Origin of the sequence: Eikenella sp. NML99-0057, assembly GCF_001648535.1 — a bacterium.
In the GTDB taxonomy this organism is placed as follows: domain Bacteria; phylum Pseudomonadota; class Gammaproteobacteria; order Burkholderiales; family Neisseriaceae; genus Eikenella; species Eikenella exigua.
This window is the reverse complement of sequence record NZ_LXST01000001.1, coordinates 46,391-60,780: the sequence shown is the minus strand read 5'-3', so window position 1 is coordinate 60,780 and position 14,390 is coordinate 46,391. Positions and strand designations below refer to the sequence as shown.

General features: G+C 55.0%; 16 protein-coding genes and 1 pseudogene. 13 read left to right on the top strand and 4 right to left on the bottom strand.

Going from position 1 to position 14,390, the window contains the following annotated elements:
* Positions 1-14 precede the first annotated feature (14 nt).
* The 6 genes from A7Q03_RS00280 (at position 15) to A7Q03_RS10485 (ending at position 4,817) form a co-directional block, all read left to right on the top strand.
* Positions 15-707: an O-methyltransferase gene (locus A7Q03_RS00280; RefSeq protein ID WP_067446247.1), complete on the top strand. Its 693-nt coding sequence runs from the start codon at positions 15-17 to the stop codon at positions 705-707.
* Positions 698-1,363, top strand: coding sequence for a tol-pal system YbgF family protein (locus A7Q03_RS00275; RefSeq protein WP_067446245.1), 666 nt, complete (start codon positions 698-700; stop codon positions 1,361-1,363). The genes A7Q03_RS00280 and A7Q03_RS00275 overlap by 10 nt, the downstream gene beginning before the upstream one ends.
* 74 nt (positions 1,364-1,437) lie before the next feature.
* Positions 1,438-1,944, top strand: a complete 507-nt coding sequence (locus A7Q03_RS00270; protein WP_067446241.1) for an SH3 domain-containing protein — start codon at positions 1,438-1,440, stop codon at positions 1,942-1,944.
* A gap of 236 nt (positions 1,945-2,180) precedes the next feature.
* Positions 2,181-3,773, top strand: a complete 1,593-nt coding sequence (purH, locus tag A7Q03_RS00265; RefSeq protein ID WP_067446239.1) for a bifunctional phosphoribosylaminoimidazolecarboxamide formyltransferase/IMP cyclohydrolase — start codon at positions 2,181-2,183, stop codon at positions 3,771-3,773.
* Between the two features lie 105 nt (positions 3,774-3,878).
* Positions 3,879-4,373, top strand: a complete 495-nt coding sequence (locus A7Q03_RS00260; RefSeq protein WP_067446237.1) for a hypothetical protein — start codon at positions 3,879-3,881, stop codon at positions 4,371-4,373.
* Between the two features lie 84 nt (positions 4,374-4,457).
* Positions 4,458-4,817, top strand: coding sequence for a DUF6348 family protein (locus A7Q03_RS10485; protein ID WP_231863688.1), 360 nt, complete (start codon positions 4,458-4,460; stop codon positions 4,815-4,817).
* A 354-nt stretch (positions 4,818-5,171) separates the two neighbouring features.
* Here A7Q03_RS10485 and A7Q03_RS00250 read toward each other — a convergent pair whose 3' ends face one another.
* Complete coding sequence (locus A7Q03_RS00250) at positions 5,172-5,867, bottom strand: Bax inhibitor-1 family protein (RefSeq protein WP_067447318.1); 696 nt, start codon at positions 5,865-5,867, stop codon at positions 5,172-5,174.
* A gap of 204 nt (positions 5,868-6,071) precedes the next feature.
* On the opposite strand from A7Q03_RS00250, the gene aroE reads away from it, so the two are divergent.
* The 5 genes from aroE (at position 6,072) to A7Q03_RS00225 (ending at position 10,095) form a co-directional block, all read left to right on the top strand.
* Positions 6,072-6,887, top strand: a complete 816-nt coding sequence (aroE, locus tag A7Q03_RS00245; protein WP_082880663.1) for a shikimate dehydrogenase — start codon at positions 6,072-6,074, stop codon at positions 6,885-6,887.
* A gap of 170 nt (positions 6,888-7,057) precedes the next feature.
* On the top strand, positions 7,058-7,528 hold the full coding sequence (gene queF, locus A7Q03_RS00240) for a preQ(1) synthase (RefSeq protein ID WP_064105635.1): 471 nt from the start codon (positions 7,058-7,060) through the stop codon (positions 7,526-7,528).
* A 391-nt stretch (positions 7,529-7,919) separates the two neighbouring features.
* Positions 7,920-8,363: a hypothetical protein gene (locus A7Q03_RS00235; RefSeq protein WP_067446234.1), complete on the top strand. Its 444-nt coding sequence runs from the start codon at positions 7,920-7,922 to the stop codon at positions 8,361-8,363.
* Between the two features lie 122 nt (positions 8,364-8,485).
* Positions 8,486-9,205, top strand: coding sequence for a 7-cyano-7-deazaguanine/7-aminomethyl-7-deazaguanine transporter (locus tag A7Q03_RS00230; RefSeq protein WP_067438517.1), 720 nt, complete (start codon positions 8,486-8,488; stop codon positions 9,203-9,205).
* A gap of 212 nt (positions 9,206-9,417) precedes the next feature.
* A complete protein-coding gene (locus A7Q03_RS00225; protein ID WP_067446231.1) occupies positions 9,418-10,095 on the top strand; it encodes a M48 family metallopeptidase in 678 nt (225 codons plus the stop codon).
* A gap of 529 nt (positions 10,096-10,624) precedes the next feature.
* On the opposite strand, the pseudogene A7Q03_RS10480 reads toward A7Q03_RS00225, so the two are convergent.
* The 3 genes and pseudogenes from A7Q03_RS10480 to A7Q03_RS00215 form a co-directional block, all read right to left on the bottom strand.
* Positions 10,625-10,801 (bottom strand): annotated as a pseudogene (locus tag A7Q03_RS10480) (peptide chain release factor-like protein); the annotation flags it as partial.
* Between the two features lie 163 nt (positions 10,802-10,964).
* On the bottom strand, positions 10,965-11,813 hold the full coding sequence (locus A7Q03_RS00220; protein WP_231881744.1) for an RtcB family protein: 849 nt from the start codon (positions 11,811-11,813) through the stop codon (positions 10,965-10,967).
* 450 nt (positions 11,814-12,263) lie between these two features.
* Positions 12,264-12,620: a hypothetical protein gene (locus tag A7Q03_RS00215; RefSeq protein ID WP_067438504.1), complete on the bottom strand. Its 357-nt coding sequence runs from the start codon at positions 12,618-12,620 to the stop codon at positions 12,264-12,266.
* Between the two features lie 523 nt (positions 12,621-13,143).
* Between A7Q03_RS00215 and folP the strand changes: the two genes are divergently transcribed.
* On the top strand, positions 13,144-13,986 hold the full coding sequence (folP, locus tag A7Q03_RS00210) for a dihydropteroate synthase (RefSeq protein ID WP_067446227.1): 843 nt from the start codon (positions 13,144-13,146) through the stop codon (positions 13,984-13,986).
* 121 nt (positions 13,987-14,107) lie between these two features.
* Positions 14,108-14,335 carry a sulfurtransferase TusA family protein gene (locus A7Q03_RS00205; protein WP_067446224.1) on the top strand — a complete coding sequence of 76 codons (228 nt, stop codon included), beginning with the start codon at positions 14,108-14,110 and terminating at the stop codon, positions 14,333-14,335.
* Positions 14,336-14,390: the final 55 nt, after the last annotated feature.

The window sequence follows — 14,390 nt, the reverse complement described above, 5'->3', positions numbered from 1 at the left end:
CCCCGCGCCGCGCCATGACCGCAGCCACCGACCATCTGCCCCCCGGCCTTGCAGGCTACCTGAAAAGCATCAACCCGCCCGAAGCAGAAGTGTTGCAACGCCTGCGCCAAACCACCGCGCAGCACCGTATGGGCAAAATGCACCTGGCCGCCGAGCAAGCCCAGCTCCTCGCCTTTCTCGTGCAGCTCATCCGCGCCGAACGCTGCCTAGAAATCGGCGTGTTCACCGGCTACAGCAGCACCGCCGTCGCCCTCGCCCTGCCCGAACACGGCCGCCTCACCGCCTGCGACATCAACATCACCTACACCAACACCGCGCGTCGCTTCTGGCGCGAAGCCGGCGTGGAGCACAAAATTGAGCTCCACCTCCAGCCTGCCCTCATCACACTCGACCAACTCATCCAGCAAGGCCGCAGCGGCAGCTACGATTTCGCCCTTATCGATGCCGACAAACCGCCCACCGCCCACTACTACGAACGCTGCCTCACCCTGCTGCGCCCCGGCGGCCTCATCGCCATCGACAACCTCCTGCTCGGCGGCCGCGTGTATCAGGCAAACGCCGAGTCCGCTCCCGAATCTATCGAGCGCATCCGCGCCTTCAACCAATCCCTGCAAACCGACTCCCGCGTAGCCGCCCTCACCCTACCCCTGGGCGACGGCCTCACCCTGCTGCGCAAACGTTATCCCGAGGAAACCCCATGCGCCTAATCATCCCCGCCGCCCTCTGCGGCCTCGCTGCTTGTACCGCTCTCCCCCCCACACGACCATCCGCCACCGGCAGCCCCCAACCCTCGCAGCGCATCGTAACCGAACTTACCGCCCACAACCAGCAAATCAGCCAGCTGCAACAACAAATTGTCGAACTACGCGGCCAAATTAGCGAACTGCAACAACGCCAGCAGCAGCTCGCTCAGCTCCTCGATGCTCGAGCCGCCTCCCGCCGCAGCACCAGCCACAGCAGTGCCGAGCCTGTCACCACTCCTGCTGAAAACCCGCAAGAGCAAGCCTATCAACAAGCCCTGCAACTCTATCGCAGCGGCCTCTACAGCCAGGCCCTACAGCAGCTGCGCTTCGCCGAACGCAGCGGCAGCGGCGGCCGCACCGAGCAAAACGCCCTCTTCCTGCTCATGCAGAGCCACGAAAAACTGCGCAACTGCGAATCCGTCATCCTCACCGGCCAACGCTTCGCCGCCCGCTTCGCCGCCAACCCCAAAGCCGCCGAGGCCCTTTACAGTGTCGGCCACTGCCAATGGGGCATGCAGCAGCGAGACATCGCCCGCGCCACCTGGCGCAAGCTGATGCAAACCTACCCCAATAGCCCAGCCGCCCGCCGCGCTAATCAACGTATCCAAAACAACCGTTGATGAATGAGGTTACCTGAAATTTCAGGTAACCCCTTGCCCGCCGGGCTTTTAAGCCCAAACAGAAGCCCTTCCAAATGAAAACCTTCCTAGCCGCCCTACTCACCGCCGCCGGCCTGTCTGCCCAAGCTGCAGACTACTTCCTGCCCCACATCGAAGCCGACGGCACGGCAAACGTCCGCACCGCGCCCAATGCCAACAGCAGAATCCTCGCCAGGCTGGATTACCGCAGCGCACAACGCGAAATCCTCAGCAGGCAGGGCAATTGGTACCACATCCGCCTAGATGGCCGGCGCATCGGATTTGTGCACCAAAACCAGGGCTTTATTGTGCAAAACTACATTGTCGCCAGCCCTAACGGCTCGGCAAATGTCCACAGCATCCACCCTGGCTACCCAACTAGCAGAGCCCCAATCATCAAAACGCTACCCAACGGCACACGCGTGCAAATTGTTCCGGGTTTGAGCAAAGACAACTGGCTGCTATACGACAACCAGGGCGCATACACCGAAAAAGACGAATACGGCAACGATGCCGTATTCCAAGGCTATATCCACAAAAGCCAGCTGCGGCGTGTAAATTAACAGCCCTCCTCATATAGTGGATTAACAAAAATCGGGACAAGGCGGCGAGCCGAGGACAGTACAATCAGTACGACAAGGCGAACCAACGCCATACCGGTTTTTGTTAATCCACTACATGAAATGCCTGCCATAAAGGCTACCTGAAATTTAGCTTCGCAGAAACTTTACTTCTTTCGGAAGCTCCGTTTTCAGGTAGCCTCTCCCCTTCCCACCAGCTACCACAAAAGGACTCCCCCATGCCTTCCATCAAACGTGCCCTCATCAGCCTGTCCGATAAAAACGGCGCAGTCGAATTTGCCCAAGCCCTGCATAAACTCAGTGTCGAAATCCTCTCCACCGGCGGCACAGCGAAGCTGCTTGCCGATGCGGGCATTCCCGTGATCGAAGTATCCGACTACACCGGTTTCCCCGAAATGCTCGATGGCCGCGTGAAAACCCTGCATCCGAAAATCCATGGCGGCATCCTCGGCCGACGCGATTTGCTTGATCACGTTGCCACCATGGAAGAACATGACATCGGCAATATCGACCTGGTGTGCGTGAACCTCTACCCTTTCGCCGCCACCATCGCCAAGCCCGACTGCACGCTGGAAGATGCGATTGAAAACATCGACATCGGCGGCCCGACCATGGTGCGCTCCGCCGCGAAAAACTGGAAACACGTCGCCATCATTACCGACACCGCCGACTTCCCCGCCATCGCCGCCGAAATGGAAGCCAACGGCGGCGCGTTGAGCGACAAAACCCGTTTTAACCTGTCGCGCAAGGCGTTCAGCCACACCGCCCAATACGACAGCATAATTTCCAACTACTTAACCTCGCTTTCAGACGACGTGTTGAGCGGCACGCCCGAAATCGGTGAATTCCCGAGCCAGTTCAACCAAAGCTGGATTAAAGTTCAAGACATGCGCTACGGCGAAAACCCGCACCAACGCGCCGCGTTTTACCGCGATGTGTACCCCGCCGCAGGCAGCCTCGCCGCCTACAAACAACTGCAAGGCAAAGAATTGTCGTATAACAACATCGCCGATGCCGATGCCGCTTGGGAAGCCGTCAAATCCTTCGACGCACCCGCCTGCGTGATTGTGAAACACGCCAATCCGTGCGGTGTTGCCGTTGCAGCCGATACATTGACCGCCTACAAACTCGCCTACGCCACCGACACCACCAGCGCGTTCGGCGGCATCATCGCCTTCAACCGCGAAGTGGACGGCGCAACCGTGAAACAGATTACCGACAACCAGTTTATGGAAGTCCTCATGGCGCCGAAGTTCACCGCCGAAGCCCTCGAAATCGCCGCCGCCAAGAAAAACGTGCGCGTATTGCAAATTTCTCTAACAACCCCGCTCGAAGCAGGCGCGAACCGCTTCGAACTCAAACGCGTCGGCGGCGGACTGCTGGTACAAACGCCCGACATTCACCGCATCAGCCGCACCGATTTGAAAGTCGTCTCCAAACGCCAACCGACCGAGCAGGAATGGAACGATTTGCTGTTCGTCTGGAACGTCGCCAAATACGTCAAATCCAACGCCATTGTATTCGGCAAAGGCGGTCAAACCTACGGCATTGGTGCAGGCCAAATGAGCCGCGTGGACAGCACCCGCATCGCCGCCCGCAAAGCGCAGGACGCAGGCCTAGACTTAAACGGCGCATGCGCCGCCTCCGACGCCTTCTTCCCCTTCCGCGACGGCGTGGACGTGATTGCCGAACAGGGCATCAAAGCCATCATCCATCCCGCAGGCTCGATGCGCGATCAGGAAGTCTTCGATGCGGCGGACGAACACGACATCGCCATGGTGGTAACGGACGTGCGGCATTTCAGGCATTAAGCTTTTCCGTATGGCAAAGGCTACCTGAAAGTTTCAGGTAGCCTTTTATATAACTGATATAATGAAGAAACATTGTTTCAGCCCACAATTATTAGGAGAAGCAATATGCAAAAATATATTTTGACCACCCTATTGCTTGCCTGCGCCACAACAGCTGGGGCAGACAATTTCCGCCCACAAAAACTGGCCTTGATCCATAGCCTATATGTACCCTATCAAAACGGCAATACCATTCATGCACATCCGGAACGCCATTTTTCCGCCGATCTACAGGCTGTATACCAAGAAGACAAACAGCATACACCACCGAACGAAGTCGGCTGCATCGATTACGACCCGATTATTGCCGGGCAGGATTGGGATCAAGCCAGCCTAAACCGGACACTGAACATCCGGCCACTGGCCAACGGCCGAATCGAAGCCGTATTTCAGCAGTTTCCCGGCGATTTCTCGGCCACCCAAGTGCAATTCGTACTGCAATGCAGCCCAAACGGCCGCTGTCTGGTCGACGACATCTACTCCGCCACGCCAGGACACCACTTGGTTTCATTCAAACGCAGCGTACGGCGCTGTATTAGCGAAATGACCAAACAGCACTAAGGCTACACCAAACTTTGTTAGAATCGATAACAACATAGCCCCTACCAACCACCATATTTTTCAGGTAGCCTCAAGAGCAAACTCATGGAACCTCAAGAACTCGATACCCTAAACCTCAACGAAGCCCTTGCCGAAATCCTGCAAGCCCACGGCTATGCCTGCCAAACGCGGAGCGACAAAATCCTGCCCGATTTCGCCGTGCCCGTGCAGCTCGAAACCTGGGCGTTTCCGCACCAACACGGCAACGGTGCGATGGTGAGCCGTTTTGATGTCGGCATTACCCTGCCCGACGGGCGCGAACTCTACGAATGCTGCGACGGCATCGGCGAAAACCTGGAGGACTCCCTCTCGCGCAACCTACACAACTTCTGCACCAACAACCTGCACATTTTGCTCGATGCGTTCAATACCGGTGAAAACCTTGCCCACACGAAATCTGGATAAGCTGCAACGGTGAAAGTTTTCAAGCAATTCTGGGTTACTGGGTGACCAAAGGCGCCAGTGATAGTGGTATGGCAAACCATGAAAACGCAATACCATTAATCCACTTTTTTATGCCCAAGCCGAAAACGAAACACTGAATGCAGAGTTTATGATAGACAACCAAGACAATGCCGCTGCCGAGAAACAGCTTGCCCAATTCCCCTAGCCGCGCAAAGAAGCCTATTACAGCATATGGTGGTGCATCATGCTCAAGCCGTTGGCTTCAGCGTAATAACGTTGAGCTATATATTTTTCCATAACAAAAGGCTACCTGAAATTTTTCAGGTAGCCTTTATCCAATCTACTTAAAGCGACTTAGTCTTCACCGGCAAATGCCAACAGCAGGCGCAGCAGGCTGACGAAGATGTTGTAGATGGCAACAAACAAAGTCAGCGCGGCACTAATGTGACTGTCTTCACCGCCTTCAATGATCACGCGCACCTGCCACATAATCAGCACAGAGCTCACGATCACAAACAGGGCGGATACGGTGAGCGAGAGCGCGGGAATCTGCAGGAAGAAGCTGGCAACCATGGCAATAACGGCCACCACGAAACCCACGCTAACGAAGCGGGCGATGCTGTTGGTTTGGAAGGTGGGCGATTTGGCCATGGCTGCCATGCTCAGAAATACGGCGGCAGTCATGACGGCGGCAATGCCGATGAGTTCTATGCCGTTGGAAAGCGCCAGGCTGTAGTTCAAAATCGGACCCAGCGTGAAGCCCAGGCCGAAAGTGAGCACCATCAGCAGGGCAGCACCCACATTGCTGTGGCGGTTTTTCTCGATTAGAAAGCTAATGCCGTAGAAAAAGGCGAAGAAAATGCCCACAGCAATCCAATAGTTGCCGGTAAAGCTGAACAGGCTCAGACCGGTGGCCATGGCGACGAATGCGCCGGCAGCCGCCGGAAGAAACGAGAGCCCGAGTAAGCCGTAGGTTTTACGCAAAATGGTGCTTTGTGCGGAAACGCTGCTGCCCACGTCGGTGTAATCGTAAACATTGCGTGGTTGCATGTGGAAAAACTCCTCTTGAATATCAAATAAAAAAGAAACGAATATTGATTGTAGCAGCAAATACGCCGTTTGCAAAAAATTCAGCCGGCCGCTGCTGCCTGCTTCGGCAGTCAAACAGTAAGATGGGGCGACATGGCAGATTTGCAAGCGTTGAGGCATATATTTGGCTATAATTCAGCACTTTTCTTTTCTCTGCTGCACACCATGCCTGCTTCCCATTACGCCGTTTTCGGCAACCCCGTGGCTCACAGCCGCTCACCAACTATCCACCAAATGTTTGCCGCCCAAGAAGGCGTGACCATCAAATATGAACGATTGCTGGCCGAACCGAGCTGCTTCGCCCAAACTGCCGCCGCCTTTTTCGCTGCGGGCGGCGTGGGCGCAAACGTAACTGTGCCTTTCAAAACCGATGCCTATGCCTGGGCAGACAGCCTTTCCGAGCGCGCCCGCGCCGCCGGCGCAGCCAACACGCTGATTAGGCAGGGGAACAGCCAAATCCACGCCGACAACACCGATGGCTTCGGCTTGGTGGCCGATATTGGCCGCAACTTTCAGGTAGCCCTAGCCGGCAAGCGCATCCTCCTCATCGGCGCCTGCGGTGCAGCGCGCGGCGTGATTCTGCCTCTGCTCGAATGCCGCCCAGCCAGTCTCACTATTGCTAACCGCACCGCTGCCAAAGCGCAAGAGCTGGCTGCCATTTTCGGCATCCGTGCCGCCGAGGTGGGCGAGCTGCCTGCCGCCGGTTTCGATATTATTATCAACGCTACCTCCGGTAGTCTGAGTGGCCAAGTGCCCGCCATTGCCCCTGCCGTGTTTGCCCAATGCGAACTCGCCTACGATATGGCCTACGGCCGCGAGCCCACCGCCTTTATGCGCTTCGCCGCCGAAGCAGGCGCACGGCAGAGCGCCGACGGCTTGGGCATGCTGGTGGAGCAAGCCGCCGAATCCTACCGCCTCTGGCGCGGTTTTTCCCCAAAAACCGCGCCCGTACTCGCAGCCCTGCGCGCCGGAGAGATTTAGCGCAAACCTGCCAAAGGCTACCTGAAATTTTGGCCTTGCAGAAACTCAGCTTCCTTTGGAAACTTCGTTGAAGCTGCGCTTTCAGGTAGCCTAAAAATCCTTTATAATCCGCTCCTTTTTTCCAAACCGCGGTTCGCAACCCTCCCGCGTTACCAAAACTAAGGACTCCCATGCGCAACAAAGAAGAGCTCAGCGGCCTTTCCCTGCTGGGCAACACCGGCACGCAATATCCCTCAACCTACGCCCCCGAAATCCTCGAAGCGTTCGACAACAAACACCCCGGCAACGATTACTTCGTCAAATTCGTCTGCCCCGAATTCACCAGCCTGTGCCCGCTTACCGGCCAGCCCGATTTCGCCACCATCCTCATCCGCTATATCCCCGACATCAAAATGGTGGAAAGCAAATCGCTCAAACTCTACCTCTTCAGCTTCCGCAACCATGGCGACTTTCATGAAGACTGCATCAACATCATCATGAAAGACCTCATCAAACTGATGAACCCGAAATACATCGAAGTGTTCGGCGAATTCACCCCGCGCGGCGGCATCGCTATTCATCCGTTCGCCAACTATGGCCGCCCCGGCACGCCGTTCGAGCAAATGGCGCGCGAGCGGCTATTTACACACGATATGCAGTAAGCCTGCGAGCTACCTGAAACCCATGTCGATTGCTGAGATTAAAAACCGTGCCGTCTCTCTTCCCCCGCTGGATAACGCAGCACTGGCCGTCGAAATCTGCCGGCTGAAACAGCACAGTACAGCATTGCTAGCCTGTATTGCATTTTACAAGCCAACCGCCGCATCAGCCTGAACAAAGCCAACCAGCTCACCCTCTCCCTGCCGGTTGTCAGCAATCAAAAGAAAGCCGCTTTTGAACAGGTCTACCGCATCATGCAGACAGAATTTGAACAAGAAACATAGCGGCAATATTTTTCAGGTAGCCTATACTGGTTTACTAACCTCACTTTTTCCTTTGAAACCAGTGGCAAAATTAAATTATCCCATCCACTAATTAAGAAAATTCAGCATAATGAATCAATTCATCCGTTTCCAACAAATTACTAGTGATAATGACTTACTGGAATGGGAAATTATCGCATCAAATAACCAGTCCACATTCTGTACGAAGATTTATACTGGCAAAAAGAACTGTATATCCATCTTGAACGATCTCCGCACCTTGAGTAAACAACTTAATGGAATTTATGATTTACGATTAGGTGGTTTGGGGGAAGAGTATGCAGGAGGAGCTTTCGCTGCACGATTACACTTTTCAGAAATTTATCATAGTAGATTATTTATTAAAATATATTTAGAAACTGAGTATTTTAGGTTCAAATCCAGAATGGTTGGCAGCATGGCAACAATGTATTTTGTAACAGAACCGGGTTTATTCAATACTTTCATCACCCAATTTTCCGGTATGCTAAATGAGTTTCGTGATGATGCAATATTGCCTTGCATTGAATTTTGAGCCTATTAATATTAATTAATTATATAATTTAAAACTCGATATTTTTAGCCAGTTTCCAACCCCCGCGCTGTTCGCAACCCTCCCGCGTAGATTTTTATCTAAACCAAAACTAAGGACCATTCATGCAAAACTATCGCTTTACCCCCGCCCAACAGCAGCAAGCCCTCCGTTGGCTCATTTTCTTCCACATCCTGGTGATTGCCGCCAGCAACTATCTCGTGCAGTTTCCCTTCAGCGTCACCCTGCCCAACGGCTTCGAAGTGCATTCCACCTGGGGCGCGCTCAGTTTCCCCTTCATCTTCCTCGCCACCGATTTAACCGTGCGCATCTTCGGCCAAAGCCTCGCCCGACGCATTATCTTCTTCGTTATGTTCCCCGCCTTGCTCGTTTCTTATGCCTTTTCCGTGCTGTTTCAAGAAGGCGCGTGGACAGGCTGGAGCGCGCTTGCTGTGTTCGTGATGCCCGTGTTCCGCATCGCCCTGGCCAGCTTTGCCGCCTATGCCGTGGGCCAAATCCTCGATATTGTCGTGTTCAACCGCCTGCGCCAGCTGAAATCCTGGTGGATTGCCCCCACCGCCTCCACCTTCGCCGGCAACGCCGTGGATACCGTGCTTTTCTTCTCCATCGCCTTCGCCGGCAGCAGCGATGCCTTTATGGCCGCCAACTGGCCGCACATCGCCTTTGTTGATTACTTGTTCAAACTCGTGATCGGCACACTCTTCTTCCTGCCCGCCTACGGCCTCATCCTCAACATCCTCACCCGCAAGCTCACCACTTTGCACCAAGCTGTTGTCACCGAAGCCGTATCCGCCCAGCCGGAAGCCGCCGGTCAATCCAATTAAACTTTCAGGTAGCCTTTTGTTTGCTCAAAGGCTACCTGAAACTAAAACCGTAGGCCGGGCATTCATGCCAAATAGCAGTTTTAGGCACAAATATCGGGCATAAGCTTACCAGCCATCGGCTGGTGTAGCTGTACCAGCATAAATATTTTCAGGTAGCCTTAGGCTACCTGAAACCATATAAATCAAACCCCAAAGCCGACCTGAAGTCTACCATGCCCCTCCTCACCCACACCCTCGCCAACGGCCACACCATCCAGCTCCACCTCAGCCGCCGTGCCAAGAAAAACATTATCCTGCGGGCGCACAGCGAACATAGCCTGCGGCTCAGCATTCCTCCGCAGCTAAGCCTACCCGAGTTGCGCCGCTGGCTACAACATAACGAAACTGCCCTGCAGCAAATGCTCCGGCGCCGCCCCACCCCGTCCGCTGCCCCCAGCCACCTCTGGCTCTATGGCCAGCCGCACCAACTGCAATCCCACGCCCAAGCCGCCGTCCAAATCCAGCCCGGCCGTATCCTCTTGCCCGCAGCCGAATGGCCGCAACAGCAAGCCCTCCTGTGCCAACACCTCCAGCCGCTGGCCGAAGCCTACCTTCTCCCCCGCCTCGCCACACACGCCCAGCGCCTGCAACTCATTCCCGAGCACACCGCCCTCAGCCGCGCCAAAACCTTCTGGGGCGTATGCCGCCGCCGCAATATCCGCCTCAACTGGCGGCTCGTCGGCGCACCCGAATACGTGGCCGACTACGTCTGCGTGCACGAACTCTGCCACCTGCGCCACCCCAACCACAGCCCAGCCTTTTGGGCAGAAGTCGAACAACACTCTCCGCACCGACCCGCCGCTACCGCCTGGCTCAAACAGCACGGCCGCGAGTTGTTCCTACTGGGCTAAAACAATTTCAGGTAGCCTTTCCGTTGCTGGACGCGCAAAGTGCGCGGAAACACACACATGCGGTTTTAATACTCAGACAACAGCCCGCCTGCCCACGCCCCCACGACAACCAACCGTTTTCAGGTAGCCTTTCCCTTTGCGGGGTGCATAGGTATGTGCGGAACCACACGCACGCGGTTTGAAACATCGGGCGACAGCGCGCATGCCTGCGGCAAAACCCTACACACCGCTCAAACAACACGGCATCGCCATACCGGCTGCCAATGTGCCGAATAAGGAAACGCTACCTGAAAACCTGTAGGTCGGATTCTTGAATCCGACTTCCCGAATGGCGGCCTATCCACCAGATACGGCTATTTAAACCACAAAGGCTACCTGAAATTTAAGGTAGCCTTTCCCATTGCCCGCGCCGTCAAGCCTGTTCGCGGAAATCTTCCCCCTTAAATACCCGTCTCGGGTTGCCGCGCTCCACTTGATAGAGTAATTTGTGTGCATCGGCGGCGTGTTGGCGCAGGGCGGTTTAGTGGTGTTCGGCCAGTTTGAGCGCGAGCAGCCTCAGTGTGCGTTTTTTGTTGGCGTGCTGACCGCATTCGCTCTCGGCACGCACGGCGATGCCGCTAGCGAGGTGGACTGCGCGCACGGCGGAGTCGGTTTTGTTCACGTGCTGCCCGCCTTTGCTGCTGGCACGGTAGGTTTGGAATTCGATGCCTTCGTCTCTGCCGGCAGCGCGGAAATCTCAAATAAACTAAACACGCCGATATACCAGTTTTGCATGGGTGCTGCCACACGGTATCGGGGTCGAGGTACACGCCGAGGCTGGAGAGCTGCGGATCTTCGGCGAAATCTTGGCGGCTGTCGAGCCGAGTGGGCTAGTTCGGGTCGGCGTAATAGACGAGCAACAGCGGCGTATGGCGGTATTTGGCGATGGCGGGCTGGCTACAGTTGCAGCGGGCTGGGCTGAGGTCGGGCGCTTGGAAGTGGCGATACCCGGGCCAGTAGTAGTTATGGCATTGCGGCAGGCAGTATTTGCTGCCGTCGAGAAAGCGCACCATCTGCAGAGGGAGGCGGTGGCGACGGTGTTGCGGATACACAGTGTCGATGTCGTATGAACTGTACACCTGCTTATCGGCTTCGGGGCTGTTTTCAGGTAACCCTTGGTGGCCGTGCGCCTCCACATGGCGGCGCAAAACCTGCTGGCCGAGCCCGCGCGAGCCGCTGTGCACGAGCAGTTGCAGGCAGCCTGTATCGAAGCTTTCAGGTAGCCTCTCGGAGCGGTAAACGGTATCTACGGTTTGCAGTTCGGCAAAATGGTTGCCGCCGCCGATGGTACCTAAGGCTACCTGAAAAGGATGCTGCGGCAAGATTTCGTTAATCCGCTCCTGCCAGCTTTCATCCAGCGGCGCATCGATGCTGCCGAGCTGTTTGGCCAATTTGGCGGGTTTGGCTTTGTGTGCGGGCAAATCGGTTTGCCACAGCGCCATACCGCAGCCGATGTCGTTGCCGATGAGCGCGGGATAAAAACAGCCGAAGCTAAAAAATGCCGCGCCGACGGGATAGCCGCGCCCGGCGTGCAAATCGGGCATACCGGCCACCCGGCGCATCTGTGGCAGGCAGGCGGTGTTTTGGAACTGTTGGATGGCGTTGCCTTCAATCCAGGTATTTGAACCGGCTATTAAAACAATGTTTTCAGAAATGATTTGGGGATTTTGTGTGCCCATAATGTACTTTCTTGCGGCGGATAAATCCGTTTGCGCACAGCTCTGCCACAAACGTGCACATACAGTGGAGACAGGTTGAAACAGCAAGTAAATTCATCTGCAGAGTGCAAACGGCAGGTGCGGCAAAGCAGCGCATTAAATACAGTTTACAAAATAGGAAGAAAGCAACCCGAAGCGGGTGGCACAAAAAAAGGAATAGCCTCAGGCTTCTGAGCTGCAAAGAGTTGAGAGTTGAACGGAGGATTGAAGCGTACGGCATGATAAACTCCTTTCTTTGCAGTGATGAATGAATAATTGAAAACCTGTGCGTGGTAGCGGTCGATACCGGCTACGGCAAGTGCATAATAGAAAAGGTGCATAGGTCATTGTATTTTTCCCGCACCATGCCCTGTGTAGCAAACAATAAAAACCGGCTGTCTGGTAATAGACAGCCGGTTTCGAATATTGCAATTAGCCCAAGTTGCGTTCGGCGTTAATCAGAGAACGGCGAGCCAAAGCCAAGTTAGCTTTGCTTCTGTCCAGCACAGAGTACAAAAACAGACCGTCATGACGGGGCAGCGGACGCAGCAGGTGATATTGGGTACCCAGGGTCATCAAAACGTCTTCTACTTCATCCTTCAAACCAAGCATTTGCATGGTTTTCTTTTTGGCACGGATTACTTCTGTGTTACCTGCGGCGGCAATTTCCAAATCGATTGAGGGGCTACCGCCACCGGCCAACAACATACCGCTGGAGTAATCCACTACTGCGGCAGCCAGGGCGCCATCCACGTTCAACATTTCCGCTACGGTTTTATCGTAATTCATTTTCGACAAGATCTCCACAAAAACAAAATAAAAACAAATAATTTAAAGATTCCCGAAACCAATTCATACTCTCTACTTTGTAACTCAGGAAGGCTTGGCAGGCCTTATTATCCAAACAACATCACCTGCTTCTATTAGTTGGCTGGACTAGGCAGCTGGCTGTATAAAGCTTCTCCACTACCCTCAACGCTGAATCGCAGTATATGCCTTTTACTTTTCAAAGTAAATATTAACACCGACAGATATTGTATGCATTTGATGCACAGCAACTTCTGGCACCCACACCCAAGTGCCATGATATTTTTGTTTCTTAATCCCATAAGGCCAAAAATATCCGCGCCCTAGCCACCGCTAAACACTGTTCAAGCTGACTATTTTTTCACTGCATAATATCATTTTTTTCAGCTATTTTCGTTTCAAACACACCGCACTAATCCTATTTCCACTACCTAGCACAACAAAGAAGACCTTTTCTCAGCGCAGGCTTATAATTCTGTTTTCCCTCTTTTTCAGGTAGCCTCACATGACACAACCCACCTGGCAAGCCGGGCGTTTCCGCATCGATTTATCCACGCCCAAAATCATGGGCATCATCAACCTCACCCCCGATTCCTTCTCCGACGGCGGCACATACTCCCGCAGTAGCAGCGCCGCCCTCGCCCATGCCGAACGCCTGCTCGCCGAAGGCGCACACATTCTCGATATCGGCGGCGAATCCACCCGCCCCGGTGCCGACCACGTTTCCCCCGAAGAAGAATGGGCACGACTGCAACCTATCGTGAGCGAAATCATCAAATGGAACGTCCCGCTCAGCGTGGACACCCGCCGCACCGCCATCATGCAACGCCTGCTCGGCAAGGGCCTGGCCGACATCATCAACGACGTATCCGCCCTGGAAGACAGCGGCGCCATCGAACTGCTCGCCGCCTACCCCAACTCCGGCATCTGCCTAATGCACATGCAGGGCCTGCCCGAAACTATGCAAAACAACCCGCAATACCAAAACGTAGTAAGCGAAGTGGCGGGCTACCTGAAAGCCCGTGCCCAAGCCTGCCAAGCCGCCGGCATCTGCTCTGAACGCATCGTGCTCGATCCCGGCTTCGGCTTCGGCAAAACCCTCCAACACAACATCCAACTCATGCACCACCTGCCCGATTTGCAGGCACAAACCGGCCTACCCCTGCTCATCGGCGTATCGCGCAAACGCATGATCGGCGAAATCACCGGTGAGGCCGACCCCGCACAGCGCATCCACGGCAGCGTAGCCGCCGCCCTCTATGCCGCCGAACGCGGCGCCGCCATCCTGCGCGTGCACGACGTGAAAGCCACCGCCGACGCGTTGAAAGTGTGGCAGGCTTTGCACTAGGCTGTTGCCACATTAAAAAGGCTACCTGAAAATTCAGGTAGCCTTTTTTCACCACAGGCTCAGTCCACACCCCACTTTCCGCTATAATCCACTCCCATCCAACCATATAGAAACCACCATCATGTCCCCCACCCTGGAGCTCGACCTCAGCGGCCTCAAATGCCCTTTGCCCATCCTCCGCGCCAAAAAAGCGCTGGCCACTTTGGAAGCCGGGCAGATACTCTCCGTGCGCGCCACCGACCCCGGTGCCCCCGACGACTTCGCCGCCTTCTGCCGCCAAACCGGCCACCAGCTGCTCGCTTCCAGCACTGATAACGGCGTGTTCGTTTTGGTGATCCAACACAAATAGCCCGGCTTCACCGCAATATCGTTTTAACCAACCTTGCAACACAGTTTCAGGTAGC

Bases quoted from the DNA above. Each gene is read 5' to 3' on its own strand.
- A7Q03_RS00280 (WP_067446247.1), top strand. From the start codon at position 15: ATGACCGCAGCCACCGACCATCTGCCCCCCGGCCTTGCAGGCTACCTG.
- A7Q03_RS00275 (WP_067446245.1), top strand. From the start codon at position 698: ATGCGCCTAATCATCCCCGCCGCCCTCTGCGGCCTCGCTGCTTGTACC.
- A7Q03_RS00270 (WP_067446241.1), top strand. From the start codon at position 1,438: ATGAAAACCTTCCTAGCCGCCCTACTCACCGCCGCCGGCCTGTCTGCC.
- purH (WP_067446239.1), top strand. From the start codon at position 2,181: ATGCCTTCCATCAAACGTGCCCTCATCAGCCTGTCCGATAAAAACGGC.
- A7Q03_RS00260 (WP_067446237.1), top strand. From the start codon at position 3,879: ATGCAAAAATATATTTTGACCACCCTATTGCTTGCCTGCGCCACAACA.
- A7Q03_RS10485 (WP_231863688.1), top strand. From the start codon at position 4,458: ATGGAACCTCAAGAACTCGATACCCTAAACCTCAACGAAGCCCTTGCC.
- A7Q03_RS00250 (WP_067447318.1), bottom strand. From the start codon at position 5,867: ATGCAACCACGCAATGTTTACGATTACACCGACGTGGGCAGCAGCGTT.
- aroE (WP_082880663.1), top strand. From the start codon at position 6,072: ATGCCTGCTTCCCATTACGCCGTTTTCGGCAACCCCGTGGCTCACAGC.
- queF (WP_064105635.1), top strand. From the start codon at position 7,058: ATGCGCAACAAAGAAGAGCTCAGCGGCCTTTCCCTGCTGGGCAACACC.
- A7Q03_RS00235 (WP_067446234.1), top strand. From the start codon at position 7,920: ATGAATCAATTCATCCGTTTCCAACAAATTACTAGTGATAATGACTTA.
- A7Q03_RS00230 (WP_067438517.1), top strand. From the start codon at position 8,486: ATGCAAAACTATCGCTTTACCCCCGCCCAACAGCAGCAAGCCCTCCGT.
- A7Q03_RS00225 (WP_067446231.1), top strand. From the start codon at position 9,418: ATGCCCCTCCTCACCCACACCCTCGCCAACGGCCACACCATCCAGCTC.
- A7Q03_RS00220 (WP_231881744.1), bottom strand. From the start codon at position 11,813: ATGGGCACACAAAATCCCCAAATCATTTCTGAAAACATTGTTTTAATA.
- A7Q03_RS00215 (WP_067438504.1), bottom strand. From the start codon at position 12,620: ATGAATTACGATAAAACCGTAGCGGAAATGTTGAACGTGGATGGCGCC.
- folP (WP_067446227.1), top strand. From the start codon at position 13,144: ATGACACAACCCACCTGGCAAGCCGGGCGTTTCCGCATCGATTTATCC.
- A7Q03_RS00205 (WP_067446224.1), top strand. From the start codon at position 14,108: ATGTCCCCCACCCTGGAGCTCGACCTCAGCGGCCTCAAATGCCCTTTG.